The 14,995-nt window shown below is 45.7% G+C and carries 12 protein-coding genes; 1 reads left to right on the forward strand and 11 read right to left on the reverse strand.

The genetic code is table 11. The features are described from left to right. Positions 1-122 precede the first annotated feature (122 nt). Entirely contained in the window at positions 123-902 is a 780-nt protein-coding gene (locus JMY08_RS09760) for a hypothetical protein (protein ID WP_010198924.1), read from the forward strand. Positions 903-1,174: 272 nt separating this feature from the next. On the opposite strand, the gene JMY08_RS09765 is transcribed toward JMY08_RS09760, so the two are convergent. The 11 genes from JMY08_RS09765 to nuoE form a co-directional block, all read right to left on the reverse strand. Next, entirely contained in the window at positions 1,175-2,005 is an 831-nt protein-coding gene (locus JMY08_RS09765) for a ferredoxin--NADP reductase (protein ID WP_201593093.1), read from the reverse strand. Positions 2,006-2,173: 168 nt separating this feature from the next. Continuing rightward, positions 2,174-3,652 (reverse strand): NADH-quinone oxidoreductase subunit NuoN, encoded by a 1,479-nt coding sequence (gene nuoN, locus JMY08_RS09770; protein WP_201593094.1) that lies wholly within the window; start codon positions 3,650-3,652, stop codon positions 2,174-2,176. Between the two features lie 3 nt (positions 3,653-3,655). Then, entirely contained in the window at positions 3,656-5,284 is a 1,629-nt protein-coding gene (nuoM, locus tag JMY08_RS09775; protein WP_201593095.1) for an NADH-quinone oxidoreductase subunit M, read from the reverse strand. Position 5,285: 1 nt separating this feature from the next. Beyond that, positions 5,286-7,160 carry an NADH-quinone oxidoreductase subunit L gene (gene nuoL / locus JMY08_RS09780; protein ID WP_201593096.1) on the reverse strand — a complete coding sequence of 625 codons (1,875 nt, stop codon included), beginning with the start codon at positions 7,158-7,160 and terminating at the stop codon, positions 5,286-5,288. Positions 7,161-7,164: 4 nt separating this feature from the next. Then, complete coding sequence (nuoK, locus tag JMY08_RS09785) at positions 7,165-7,473, reverse strand: NADH-quinone oxidoreductase subunit NuoK (protein WP_025653102.1); 309 nt, start codon at positions 7,471-7,473, stop codon at positions 7,165-7,167. A 98-nt stretch (positions 7,474-7,571) separates the two neighbouring features. Next, on the reverse strand, positions 7,572-8,303 hold the full coding sequence (nuoJ, locus tag JMY08_RS09790; protein WP_189586458.1) for an NADH-quinone oxidoreductase subunit J: 732 nt from the start codon (positions 8,301-8,303) through the stop codon (positions 7,572-7,574). Beyond that, positions 8,300-8,848 (reverse strand): NADH-quinone oxidoreductase subunit NuoI, encoded by a 549-nt coding sequence (nuoI, locus tag JMY08_RS09795; protein WP_189586455.1) that lies wholly within the window; start codon positions 8,846-8,848, stop codon positions 8,300-8,302. The genes nuoJ and nuoI overlap by 4 nt, the downstream gene beginning before the upstream one ends. 55 nt (positions 8,849-8,903) lie before the next feature. Next, a complete protein-coding gene (gene nuoH / locus JMY08_RS09800) occupies positions 8,904-9,896 on the reverse strand; it encodes an NADH-quinone oxidoreductase subunit NuoH (protein ID WP_189586605.1) in 993 nt (330 codons plus the stop codon). Positions 9,897-9,948: 52 nt separating this feature from the next. Then, complete coding sequence (gene nuoG, locus JMY08_RS09805; protein ID WP_201593097.1) at positions 9,949-13,047, reverse strand: NADH-quinone oxidoreductase subunit NuoG; 3,099 nt, start codon at positions 13,045-13,047, stop codon at positions 9,949-9,951. 10 nt (positions 13,048-13,057) lie between these two features. After that, positions 13,058-14,482, reverse strand: a complete 1,425-nt coding sequence (gene nuoF, locus JMY08_RS09810; protein ID WP_201593098.1) for an NADH-quinone oxidoreductase subunit NuoF — start codon at positions 14,480-14,482, stop codon at positions 13,058-13,060. After that, a complete protein-coding gene (gene nuoE, locus JMY08_RS09815; RefSeq protein WP_194620359.1) occupies positions 14,479-14,988 on the reverse strand; it encodes an NADH-quinone oxidoreductase subunit NuoE in 510 nt (169 codons plus the stop codon). The genes nuoF and nuoE overlap by 4 nt, the downstream gene beginning before the upstream one ends. Between the last annotated feature and the right edge of the window lie 7 nt (positions 14,989-14,995).

Genomic DNA, 14,995 nt, shown 5'->3' on the forward strand with positions numbered 1-14,995 from the left:
TACTATTAGTATGCCTGATAACTAGAAAACCATCATTGACCATCATTGACCATCCATACTTCATAAACGATTCTTTGCGTCGCCTTTGATGTTGCTGCCCTATATTTATAAGGATAATAAGTTTGAGTGATTTTGATAACGTGAATAATTCAGACAGTTTTGATGACTTTTTCGATAGTATCGGCTATCGTTTTGACGAGTCATTCAGCGATGGTTGGGATCGCATAACCCAAACCATCAAGAACCTATACGATAGAACGACTGATAAACTTGAAGATGAGCTGTCTCTGCCAGTCGCTCAGAGCTATGTTAATGATGCTCTGCAAAAGTTCGTGACCGACAATGTCAAAGCCATCTTAGAGCTGCGTGTTGAGATGCATGATGATTGGTTTCGCTTGTACTGCACTATCAACGTAGCCGGTATTTATGTAGAAATCGCCAGTAATTTTAGCTTGGTTCATGTGCAACTTGATCGTAATGTACAGCGCTTTGTATTTGGGCAACAAACTTATACCGATGTGCTTAACTTACGCTGCGAGTCATTTATCAAACGTCAAGGCGTCAAGCTGTTCATTTGGTTCTACCATCGCATCCTAAAAAAAGATCCTTTGGGTTTTATTTTGTCTTATATCAATATCGCACGCGCAAAAGATGAAGTTATTTATCTCGATATCAATCGCTGGCTAAAAAAGAACAAAAAAATCATGAGTGCTTTGCATAAGGTACAAGTGAATTATGGCGAAATTGAAGAAGAGCAAATGATTTTGAAGACGCAAATCAATTATCGTGATCTATTAGCAGCAAGCAGCAACGAAGATATCATTGGCGACGATGACGAGCCTGAACTCATGCAAGGTCCAATCAACCCGATTGATGATGCCACCGAACCGAGTCAAGTTTAGAACCCACTATAGTCAAAATATCCTAAAAACGCGACGGTATTGCTGATATCAATTTTTTGTCGCCTCTGTCTGCACAGGCACAGCAAGCAAGCAAGCAAGCAAGCAAGCAAGAAAAATTGACATCAGCAGTGCATGATGTATCGATATTACTTTTCACTGACTATACTTTTAGCTCACAAAAAAACGCTGACTCTTGGAGACTATGGTCTTTTAAGAGTCAGCGTTTTTGTTTTTATCGAGTCAATTTTCATTAGCGTAAAGAGATAAGACGACTACCAGTAGTTTTCTACCGCAATATTGCCCTCACCGCGACGATTCATCACCAACCCTAATGACTTTAGCGTCTCTTTGGTATCCTCTACCATGTCTGGATTGCCGCACAGCATGACATGCGTGCTATCAGTGTCTAACGCTATACCTGCTCGCTCTTGTAGCGTGCCATCTAATAACAGTTTTGGTAGACGCTCTGCCAGTGTGCCCTCAACTGGCTCACGAGTAACGATAGGGATGAATATTAATTTGGCTGGATTATCTACTAACGTGCCAAATTCTTCTTGTAGACTTTCTATCTTATCCACATAAGCCAGCTCTTCTATCGACCGCGCACTATAGGCTAATACAATGTGCTCGTAATCCTGCCACGTTTGCAAGTCTTGTAGCATGGATAAAAACGGTGCGAGGCCAGTACCTGTTGCGAGCAGCCATAAATCTTTGGGCAATGGTTTTTGATAACGCACTAAGGTTAAAAAACCAAACGGCATGGTATTGAGCAATAGCTCATCGCCCACTTGTAAATGTTGCAGCTGCGAAGTAAACGCACCATCAGGAATGACGATAGAGAAAAATTCTAACACCTCGTCAAAGGGAGAGGAGATAATCGAATAAGCACGAAAGATATCTTCATTTAATGCAGCATCAGATACGTCGCTAGAGGCCTCATCTTGCTGCTGATAATACTGTAATTGGCTCGGGTTAACACCCAAACGTACAAATTGACCCGCCGTAAATTTAAAGCTGGCAGGACGGCTGACCGTAAAGCTAAACAGATTTGGTGTCCAAGTAGTCTTACTCAGAACAGTTACGGTTTGGATATTGTCACTCATAATCATTCGTCACTTATACTTTATTAAATTTATTTTTATAAGAATTTAAACAATAAAAAAAGATGCGCCAAGCTTATCATAAAGCTGGCGCATCTGGGTTTTCTAACCGTAACAGCAGATAAGCAGCACCATACAAATACGGCGACTTATCTTATATTTATAATGGTATTACCATATACGTGCCAGACTTGCCCATTCAATCAGCGTGTTCGGCAAGATACCAAAGAAGACTATCATCGCAGTCACCGCTATTACCATAATACCACCAGTGCGAATACCCCATTGCCCAGAAACATCAAACTCAATGAATTGCTTAGGACGTTTGAACAGTGTAAGTAAGACACGTAAGTAATAGAATAAGCCAATCGCACTACCTAAGATAATCATCGCTGCTAAGAACCAATTGGCTCCTTGTACAGCAGCTAATATGGCAAATAACTTAGTGATAAAGCCTGCCGTTAGTGGAATGCCAGCCAATGACAACATCATAATGGTCATGACAGCAGTCAACACTGGACGACGCCAAAACAGTCCTTGATAGTGGGTCAGCTCATCCGCTTCACCAGCCAAGCGATACGGGCTCGACATCAAGGTCACGACACCAAAGGCACCGATAGAGGTAAAGGCATAAACCGCCATATACATGCTAGAGATACTATCTGCGGCTGAACCAATACTGACGATCACGATCAGCACATAACCCATATGCGCAATTGAAGAATAACCCAATAGACGTTTGAGGCTGGTTTGACGAACCGCCAACAAGTTACCTGCCAAAATAGATAAGGTCGCCATGACCATCAATAGCATTTGTACCGACGGCAACGCCAATAAAGAGGTATCGATTAAGAATCGTACCGCAAGCGCCATCATAGCAACTTTGGATACCGATGCTAAGAAAGTCGCGATAGGTGCAGGTGCGCCTTCGTAAACATCGGGTGTCCACATATGAAACGGTGCTGCCGACAGTTTAAAGGCAATACCGAACATCATCATCGCCGCGCCCAATATCAATAGTGGCGATTCAAAGAGGTTGCCCAGCACCATGCCGATTGGTTTAAATGCTAGTGAGCCTACTTCAGCGTAGATGAAGGCCATACCCATCAGCAAGGTGGCCGATGCCGTCGCTGACAGTACCAGATATTTAAGTCCTGACTCCAGCGAGCGGTTGCGCATGTAAGTATAGGACAGCAGACCGTACAATGGTACTGAGAGCAGCTCTAAGCTCATAAAGAACGATGCCATATGCTGAGCACACACCATGAGCAGCGCGCCCGTGGTCGATAGCAGCATCAGCAAGTACAACTCATCTTTATTGTCTTTAAAATCGGCCAAATAGGCGTAAGATAAAGTACAACAAGCCAGCGCACAGATCAGTATTACCACCATGTTGAACTGCGCGAAGTTATCAATCACAAAAAGCTGTTCAGCGATTGGTAACTCCGAGCCACTGGTGATTATGCCTGCCATTTGCCCAATTAAAGTGAACAGAGCAATGTTTAGGCCGACGACCGTAATAGTACCCGTCACAATATGTGAGCGTTTAATGGTGATGGCGATCATTACCAGCAATACCGTAATGACGACGGCAATGATCGGTGCATAAGGCATCAGTCCCATCAAATCATTCATCGTAAATTCATTCATGACTTAACGTGCCTCCATTGCATCAAGCAGCTGCGATGCATCTACTTGTGTCACTTGACTATATATATAGGCATTATTGATCCACTGCATAGCATGGCTTGAGGTATCAAGGAACGGCTGTGGATACAGTCCAAGCCAGACCAAACCAGCGGCCAACATCAGTAATAACGACAGCTCACGTTTGCCTAAATCTTTTAATTTTCGGTTCGGCAAACCGTGTGACTTGGTCTCGCGCATGGCCAATGCTTCAATATTATTGGTACCAAATAATGCACGATGGATCAAGATCAGCGAGTACAATCCTGCCAATACCAAGCTGAAAGTGGCTAATACCACAAACACAGGATACTGGGCAAATGCGCCTAGTAAAATCATGAACTCACCGATGAAGTTCCCTGTACCTGGGATACCCAATAAGGCGGCACAGAAGAACATCAATATGGGTGCATAGTAGCGGAATTGTCCCCACATGCCGCCCATCAAGGTTAAATCACGAGTATGCAGACGCTCGTATAACTGCCCTGCCATGATGAACAATGCTGCCGAACTTAAGCCGTGCGCTAACATCTGAATCATCAAACCTTGCAAGCTGAGTAAGCTGCCAGCATAGATTGCCAAGACCACAAAACCCATGTGCGAGATACTGGTATAAGCCAGCAAACGCTTCATATCGGTTTGCATAAAGGCCAACCAAGCACCATAGAAGATGCCAATCGTACCTAAAGTCATCGCAATCGGCGCAAAATCTTGTGATGCTGCTGGGAATAACGGTAAGACAAAACGAATCAAACCATAAGCAGCCGTCTTAATCAGTACCCCTGCCAAATCAACCGAACCAGCCGTTGGTGCCTGCGCATGCGCGTCAGGTAGCCAGCCATGAAAAGGAACAATCGGCAGCTTGACCGCAAAGCCAATAAAGAAGCATAGCATGATGGGGTATTCCCAACCACCGAGCGACGTACCGAGCAAATCATTGTAATTAAAGCTGACCACGCCTTTTTGCGCGTAGCTGATAATGACCAATACCAATATGCCAATGAGCATGATAAGCCCAGACGCTTGGGTATAGATAAAGAACTTGGTTGCCGCGTATTCTTTGGTCTTGCCACCGACCACATCATGACCCCAAATGGCGATCAAGAAATAGATAGGAACCAGCATCATCTCCCAAAAGAAGAAGAACAAAAACAGGTCAATGGCTAAGAAAACACCGATGACACCGCCCAAGCTCCATAGCAAGTTCAGATGGAAGAAACCAACACGACGTTGGATCTCATTCCACGAACAGGCAACCGCTGCAATACCTAGTAGACCGGTTAAGGCCACCATCATGAGCGACAAGCCATCTAAGGCTAAATGAAAGCTGATACCAAAAGTCGGTATCCACGGCACACTAAATTCAGCGACCCAAGGCACAGCCGCATCTGGTGCAATCACCTGCTTGCTCATACCGCCAAAATCACCGTATTGCCACAGTACCAGTGACAATACAAAGGTCAACGTCATACCGATTAAAGCAATCCAGCGCGGCAGACGTTTATTAACTCGCTCTACCAACCAACATAGCAATCCTGCAATAAACGGAATCGCAATCAATGCTGGTAGCATCCACGTTTGTTGTAACTCTATCATCTTATACCACCGTCATCATTACCAGCACCAGCAATACAGCAATACCCAAGCCAAAGCTTGTAGCGTAGCCTCGAAGTGACCCTGTTTGCGTCGCAGACAATACTTTATTACCTGCTGAAGCCAGCTTAGGTAATAAAAGCCACGTTTTATCAACAGGATCGGCTTTAAATAAGCGGCCGATGAACAAAAAGGGTTTTACAAAAATTATATCGTATAGCGCGTCAAAGCCTAGACCGTGATAGCACCAGTGATATAGCGCCCCACCAATACGTGAGCGCTTAAAGCTGGTGAGTAGACGACCTTTATCCACGACATATAATAGTGCCGCCAATATCAAACCTGCCGCCATTGCACCCATCGCGATATACTCTGCGGTGTGCTTGGCATGCGCTTGACCAGCAACTTCTAATAAATGACCAACGCTCTCTGGCAGCACCCCTTGCAATGGTGGCGTAATCAATGCGCCAACCGCAGTTGATAGCACCAGCAATACAGTCAGCGGCAACCAATAAGATATTCCTGACAACTTGTGCGCAGGCGTTTTTTCTTCGCCAAAAAACACAATCCAAATCATACGGAACGTATAAAGTGCCGTTAAGAAAGCACCGAATACACCCATATAAAATAAGACCATGTGACCGGTTGCATAGGTCTCCCAAAGAATCGCTTCTTTAGAATAAAAACCAACGGTGACCCAAGGTATCGCTGCAAGTGCACCGCCACCAATGATATAACACCAAAATACCAACGGTATCTTTTTACGTAAGCCGCCCATCTTAAAGATGTTTTGCTCATGGTGTACTGCAAGAATGACCGCACCTGATGACAAGAATAACAAGGCTTTAAAGAAAGCATGCGTCATCAAATGGAAGATCGCACCTTGCCAAGCACCCACGCCGAGCGCTAGGAACATATAGCCAATTTGGCTCATGGTTGAATAGGCAAGGATACGTTTAATATCAGTTTGCGCCAGTGCACAGAATCCAGCAACGACTAACGTCAATGCCCCTACACCGCCAACCCAATACAATAAGATACCAGGAGTGAGCTCAAACAATGGATGTAGGCGGGCGATCAAATAAACGCCTGCCGTGACCATCGTTGCCGCATGAATCAGCGCTGATACTGGTGTCGGACCTGCCATCGCATCAGCAAGCCAAGTATGTAATGGCAACTGGGCTGATTTACCCATCGCGCCGCCGACCAACATCATGGTGGTTAGCATCATCGTTGGATTATTGATGTCAAAGACTTCTGGCGCGCGCGTAATAATCTCTTGAATATTAAGCGTGCCAAATTCACGGAACAATAAAAACAAACCAAACGCTAAGAACACATCGCCAACACGCGTGACCGTAAAGGCTTTCATCGCTGCGCGACCATTGGCTCTATCATGATAATAAAAACCAATCAAAAGGTAAGAACAGATACCGACGCCTTCCCAACCGAGATAAAGCAAAAATAAATTGTCCGCCAATACCAGCAATAGCATGCTGGCGACGAACAAGTTCATATAGCTAAAGAAACGGGCAAAGCCAGTGTCGCCTTTCATATACCAAGCGGCAAACAGATGAATTAAAAAGCCAATGCCGGTAATAACACCCGTCATCGTCAATGCCAAACCGTCAAAGCTCAAGCCAAAGTTTGGTGCAAAGTCTCCCACTTGGAACCATGTCCATAGCGGAATCTCAACGACCGTACCTGCTGGATTGCTGGTTAAAAAGGTATAGCTGACCACCAATGTGCATAGTGCTGATAGCAGCATACTGCCAACACCAACCATCGCGGCCACTTGCTCTGATAATTTGTCACGCATAAAGGCTAAAATTAAAAAGCCAACGAGCGGGAATATAAAGGTTAATGGTAATAAACTCATGACATCATCCTTTCATCTCATTGGCGCTATCGACATCGAGATGCCCACGCTGATGATAAAAACGCAATAATATTGCCAGACCAATAGAGGCTTCAGCGGCGGCCAACGTCAAAATAAAGATAAACATAATTTGTCCATCTGGATCGACCCAGCGACTGCCTGCAACCACAAATGCTAATGCTGCCGCATTCATCATGATCTCAAGGCTCATTAGCATAAATAAAAAGTTACGCCGTACCATGACACCGCACAGACCAATGGCGAATAAAATACCCGCCAAAATCAGTCCATGGCTCATGGGTATCATACCCAGTACATTTTGCGCCGCGGCAGCGGGCTGTACTAAGCCTGCTACCTCATGGGCAAACGGCACGTTCGACACATCTTGTGCCACGCTTGCTGCTAGTACCATCAGTCTGACTCCTTGCGCGTGACTTTTTTCATACCCACTTGCATACTTACCTTCTTACCAACGTAGTCATGCGGATCGACATCTTTATATTCGTAGGGTTTAGCCATTTTTACCGCATCATATTCTGTATGAGTGCTTTCGTTATCGTATTGCTGGATACTGCCCACACTGGGCTTAAAGTCTTGACTGTCATTACCGACAATTTCATCATCAGATGACTCTTTACCCACATGATAAGCAGCCACTAGCGCCGCTAGTAATAGTAAAGCAGCGATTTCTACCAACATAATATATTTGCTAAATAATGCAGTACCTACCGCTTTAGAGGAAACACTGACCCCGCCAATAACAGCAGCTTCATCGTGATTGAGACCAATCATCGCATAGAGCACAACCGCGATAATAATGGTCAATCCTGTCGGTACGGCCCAAGTGCCCGCATCAAGCCAGCGCTCTTCACGCTCATCATTACGCATGCCCAAGTTGAGCATCATGATGACAAAAACGAAAAGCACCAAAATTGCCCCAGCGTATACGACAATCTCTAGCGCACCAGCAAATGGCGCACCGAGTACGAAAAATATGCCAGCGACTGCTAGTAAAGACACAATCATCGACAAAATTGCATGTACCGGATTGGCATGGGTGACTACTCGTAGACTGGCAAAGATAGCCACGGCAGCAAGTGCATAAAATCCTGCCAATTCAGGACTATTCAAAATATTCATCATGGCAGCAAGCTCCTTAGATCAATCGGTGCAGCTTCGTTTTGTGCCGCGCCTTTCGGTTTGTCCGCGACTGCCATACCCGTCACACGATAATAGTTATAATCGGGATACTTACCTGGTCCTGAAATGAGCAAATGCTCTTTTTCATAGACCAAATCTTGGCGCTTATATTCACCCAGCTCAAAATCGGGCGTCATTTGAATCGCTGTTGTCGGACAGGCTTCTTCACATAGGCCGCAAAAGATACAGCGCGAGAAGTTAATTCGGAAAAACTCCGGATACCAGCGTCCATCTTCACGTTCCGCTTTCTGTAATGAGATACAGCCGACCGGACATGCCACGGCGCATAAATTACAAGCAACGCAGCGCTCATCACCATCAGGGTCGCGAGACAATATGATACGTCCACGAAAGCGCGGTGGTACAGGTACCGGCTCTTCAGGATAAAGAATGGTGTCACGCGGTCTAATCGCATGGCTATTGACCATCCACATGCTGCGGACAATGGTAAATAGGCCAATGACGATCTTTTTTATGCTAGTAAACATGGGATTATTATCCTTATCAGCTTTACCCTAGTTCATCAATGATGGCTAGTAATGATTACAACGTTGGCGAAAAGATCAAAATAACTGCGGCAGTAACTAATAAATTAATCAACGTTACTGGCAGGCAGACTTTCCAGCCAAAGTTCATCACCTGATCATAGCGCGGACGCATGAGTGAGCCTCGAGCCAAAATAAACATGGTCATAAAGAACAGCGTCTTAATCATGAACCAAAAAGCTGGTGGAATAAATGGAATATCTAAATTAAAAGGGGCAAGCCAACCACCAAAGAACAGACAAGTCATTAATGCCGAAATCAGCACGACGTTGACGTATTCCCCAATAAAGAACATCCCGAATTTCATGCCAGAATATTCGACATGATAGCCTTCGGCAAGCTCTTGCTCTGCTTCTGGTTGATCAAATGGATGCCTATGAGTCACAGCCACACCAGCGACCACAAAGGTCAAAAATCCAAAAAACTGCGGAATGATATACCAGCCGTCAATTTGTGATTCGACAATCTCACGTAAATTAAAAGAACCGGTCAAAGCGACGACGCCCATCAACGACAAACCTAAGAAGACTTCATAACTAATCGTTTGCGCCGCTGAACGTAAGCCACCCAATAACGAGAATTTGTTAGCAGATGCCCAACCACCGAACATCACTGCATAGACAGCAATACCGGCCATGGCAAAGAAGAACAGAATACCAATATCCCAATCAGCCACACCAAGTGTTGGTGAGATAGGAATAATGGCAAACGAGGCCAATGCGGTAAACATTGCGACCGCAGGTGCCAACGTAAACATAAACTTATCGGTGAAATTTGGCGTCCAATCTTCTTTAAAGAAGATTTTGAGCATATCTGCGACCAGCTGCAATGAGCCAAAAGGCCCAACTCGGTTTGGACCGTAACGATCTTGCCACAAAGCCAACATACGGCGCTCATAGACAATCATCATAGCGGCAACGATGACCACTACCAAAAAGATGACCAGCGATTGGCTGACCAAAAAAAGAATAGACCAAGCATCAAAGCTCATGCTACTCGCCAAAAAGCTTGGCACATCAGGGATAATACGGGTAACTTGCATATTACACCTCCTGTGTGATGGTCGGCGCTGTATTCATTTGCGCGGCACTATTATCGTTCATGCCGTTTCCAGCATCATTATTTATCAAAGACCTATCATCAGCCATACTACCCATCATGGTCACTGGCGCATCAACTTTACGTACCGACGCTGGCATCGATGGGTGAATGATGCTCACCTGCCCGACTGGGTAACCGATACAACCTTCTGCTAAATAACCGACTATTTGTACTGGCAAGGTGATTTGTTGTTTATCAATCTCAATTGCCAAATAATCACCAGCAGCAATATTCCAGTCATTGGCATCATCCATACCGATACGCCATGCGGCAACAGGCAGTTGCTCTGCGACGATTGGACTACGTGAGGCCATCATTGAACTGGCGTAGATATTATAGATAGGCACTAATTTGGCTTGGCCTTGCTGCATATCAGTCGTCGTCGCAGACATCGCTTCTGGCGCAACATATTGACGTGTTTCTAAACGTGCTAGCTGATCAAATAAGCGTACACCTGGATCGCCATTTTTCAGATGACCGCCGACTTTGTCTTGGTATTTGTTCCATGCTTGCGGTGAGTTCCACCCTGCCGCATTGGCAAAAGGAATCATCGAGCTTGGTGTTTGTTTGCCGCTATAACCTTCCATTGAGAAGGTTAAGCCAGTATCCAAATCTTTTGGCTGCATTGGCTCATGGACGGATATCGGTGCACGCATAGCGGTACGGCCTGAGTAACGACGTGGCTGACGGGCAATTTTAAGACCCGTCATACGGTAGTCAGCATCAGGCGCAGCGCCTTTGATACCAGCCAGTTTAGGATGCGTGGCAATCAATGCATTGATGACGTCATCCAGTTGCGTCCAGTCGACATCGCGACCTTCAATGCTGCTATGCACTGCATGCAACCAGCGCCAGCCTTCTTTGATGCTACTCATCGGATGGTAGTATTCGTTATCATAAACTTGGAAGAAGCGCTGTGCACGGCCTTCAGCCGATATCAGCGTACCATCCGCTTCAGCAAAGCTTGCTGCTGGCAATACGATATCCACATCTTTATGCCAATCAAGTAGCTGATGATCCAATGCAATGACGGTTTTATCAGATAATAACTGCGTCAATTTATTGGCATCGATGGCATCAGTCAGCTGATTTTCAGCGACAATAACCACATCAAAATCAGTGGCTAGCAGCTCTTCGACTGATTGTCCGCCGAGCATGCACACACCCATGCTATTAGCATCGGTAACCGTTAAGTAGATACCTGCTTGTGCCTGATATTTGTTGTTCACTTCTTTCAATTCGAGCGGTTCGGCAGGCTCACGCTCTATATCGTCCTGCACTTCTGTATTTACACCCGTTTCAGGCTTATTTGGTTTGGCTGATAGCTCTTGGTCTTCTTCAGGCTGATCTGTTTGTGCTTGTTGCGTTGCCGCATTTACTTTGGCGTTATGCGTCTCAACTTGATGCTGTTCAGTCGCTTTGATTGCCGAGCGTTTTTGCGTTAATGCCTGAGTAATCTGTGCAGCTGCTTCTATCAATGCGGTAGATGACAAACTACTACCCGAGATAACCAGTGGCTTGTCTGCTTGAATCAAATCATAAGCAATCTGCTGAGCCAACGCTTGCATACCGTCAGTCTCAGTACTGGCATCAGCCGCTTGTGGATCTGCTATTTCTGCTAAATCATCAGCGAAGCTTGCAATCTCATCAGCCACTTTAAAGCCAAGTTTAGTAATGTCTTCAGGTGTCGCCACCACACTCACTTTACTGATGTCTTCTAGCTTAGTTTGCGTTACATCAATGACATAGACTGGGCTTAGCGCATCTTGAGCAATACGTTTAACTGGTTCTGCAAGCCACGGCTGTGTTTGTAGCGCCGCTGCCATTTTCAAGCCTTCATTTTTTGCCGCTTGACGTACTGACAGCGCGACACGTGATGAAGTTTGAGTGATATCTTCACCCAACACCAATACCGCATCATAGCTTTCAATGTCCGTCATACTTGGGTTATAAATGCCGTCAGTACTTAATACTTCGATGCATTTATTGACCAATGCTTGCTGCTGATGGTTCAAACCTGTTGAGAAGTTATCAAACCCAACCAGATTTTTTAGCGCAAAGTTAGTCTCTAGACTGGCACGTGGTGAGCCAATCCCGATGACTTTTTTATCTTTGATACGTTTGATGGTTTCATCAAGTGCGTAGTCGATATTGATTTTGACATGCTTGTCATTGATACGTTCAAGCGCTTGCGTTGGGCGATCGTCACGATTGACATAGCCATAACCAAAGCGACCACGGTCACATAAGAAATAGCGGTTTACTTCACCGTTATAGCGGTTTTCGATACGGCGCAATTCACCATATCGCTCGCCCGGTGAGATATTACAACCAGCCGAGCAGCCATGACAGATGCTAGGCGCATACTGCATGTCCCATTTACGGTTGTAACGCTCTGAATGTGTTTTATCGGTGAAGACGCCTGTTGGGCAGACTTCCGTTAAGTTGCCTGAAAACTCGCTTTCAAACTGACCATCTTTATCACGACCAAAGTAGACACGATTATTTGAGCCATAAACGCCCAAATCTTCGCCGCCCGCGTAGTCTTTATAAAATCGTACACAGCGATAGCAAGCGATACAACGGTTCATCTCATGCGCGATGAATGGACCAAGTTCTTGGTTATGGTGCGTGCGTTTGGTAAAGCGATAACGACGACGACTATGACCTGACATATAGGTCATGTCTTGCAAATGACAATGGCCGCCCTCTTCACAGGTTGGACAGTCATGTGGATGGTTAGTCATGAGTAACTCAACCATCGACTTGCGAAATGCTTTGGCTTCGTCGTCAGTGACTGAGATGTACATGTCATCGCCAGGAGCGACCATACATGACATCACGAGACGACCGCGACCTGCTTCCATGTCTTCTTTGTTTTGGAATTGCTTGACCGCGCACTGACGGCACGAGCCTACTGAGCCAAGGGCTGGATGATAACAAAAATACGGCACATCAATGCCGAGTGATAAGCAGGCTTGTAGCAAGTTATCTGCGCTATCTACTTCGACAGTGGTTCCATCAATATGTATGACTGCCATGCCGCTCTCCTTATTTCACTTCTGGCTGTTGATTGGCTGCCGCATCAATGACATCGACACCAACCGCCTGCGCGATTTTTTGATCAAATTCAGGACGGAAATATTTAATCGCACTCATCAGTGGTTCCATCGCGCCCGGTGCATGCGCACAGAATGTTTTACCAATCCATAAGTCACGCGTCAGGCCTTCTAGTTTTTCGACATCGCCCACTTGCCCTTCACCATCATTGATAGCGGTAAGCAGTTTAACGCCCCACGGTAGGCCATCACGGCATGGCGTACACCAACCGCAGGATTCGCGCTGAAAGAAAATCTCGAGATTACGTAATAGTGGCACCATATCTTGCGCTTCGTCGACGACCATAATCAGCCCCGTACCCATACGGCTACCCGCTTCTTGAATGGTGTCAAAGTCTACAACCACATCTAAATGATCAGCGGTCAAAAAGTCAGTCGATGCGCCGCCCGGCAACCATGCTTTAAGCTTTTTGCCGTCTTTCATACCACCCGCCAAATCTTCGATGATTTCACGAGCGGTATAACCAAATGGTAGCTCCCACAAACCGGGGTCATTGACCAAGCCTGAACAACCAAACAGTTTTGTGCCTGGCGTTTTACTTTTGCCTTTAACGTCAGACAACGACTGATACCATTCGACGCCATGATTTAGAATCGCAGGCATATTGCACAAGGTCTCAACGTTGTTGACAACCGTTGGTCTGCCCCATGCACCAGAGATTTGCGGGAAAGGTGGTTTGGTACGCGGGTTAGCACGGCGACCTTCTAAGCAGTTAATCAATGCGGTTTCTTCACCACAAATATAACGACCAGCGCCAGTATGTACATGCAGATTAAAGCTAAAGTCTGAGCCTAGAATATTATCGCCCATTAGATTATTGGCCAAGCATTCTTCGATAGCAGTAACCAAGCGCTGAGCAGCTAAAATGTACTCACCGCGGATAAATATATAACCGTCAGTTGCACCGATAGCATGCGCAGTAATCAACATACCTTCGATAAGCTGAAGTGGTAGACGCTCCATTAATAGACGGTCTTTAAAGGTACCTGGCTCCATCTCATCAGCATTACAGATGAGATAGCGCGGCAAACCATCTGGTGGCGACATGAATGTCCACTTCAAACCAGCGTTAAAGCCCGCACCACCGCGACCTCTGACGTTGGCAGCTTTAATCATATCACCGACTGCTTTGGGCGACTTAGATAAGGCTTCTTTTAAACCAGTAAAGCCTTTTAGAGATTCATAAGTGGATAAATCAAGCACGGCATCATGATGCGCCAAACGCCAAGTCAAAGGCTTGGTTTCGCTGGTAGCTGTCTCTTTATCACCGTAGATTGGAACACGCTGTGCATTTAGCTGGCTTGGTGCTTGGCCTTGACCGCGACGAGCAATTTGCTCTGAAATCGTTAAACTCATGCGTATAGCTCCAATAATTGCGCGACCTCGGAGGGCTGGACAGGGCCATAAGTGTCTTCGTCTATCAGCACCGCAGGCCCTTTATCACAGTTACCTAAGCAGCAAATCGGTAATAGCGTAAAACGACCATCAGTGGTCGTCTGACCATACTCAATGTTTAGTTGCGATCTGATTTCAGCCGATAACACCTCATAACCTGTCAAATAACAAGCCACTGAATCACAAATAAGAATCACGTGGCGACCGACAGGCTGACGATAGATACGGTTGAAAAACGTGGCAACGCCGTCCATATCTGACATCGGAATATCTAAGATATTAGCGATAGCATTCACTTGCGCATCATCGACCCAGCCGTTGCGCTTTTGCACAATTTTCAGCGCATCTAGCGAGGCGGCACGCGCCTGCGGATAATGATGCATAAACTCATGAATGGCAGCAATTTCCTCAGCAGTAAGGATACTTGCCACATCTACTTTTGGCATTTTGTCGGAAACAATTTTCATAATCTTC

It is taken from the genome of Psychrobacter sp. Pi2-51 (assembly GCF_904846665.1).
GTDB lineage: Bacteria > Pseudomonadota > Gammaproteobacteria > Pseudomonadales > Moraxellaceae > Psychrobacter > Psychrobacter glaciei.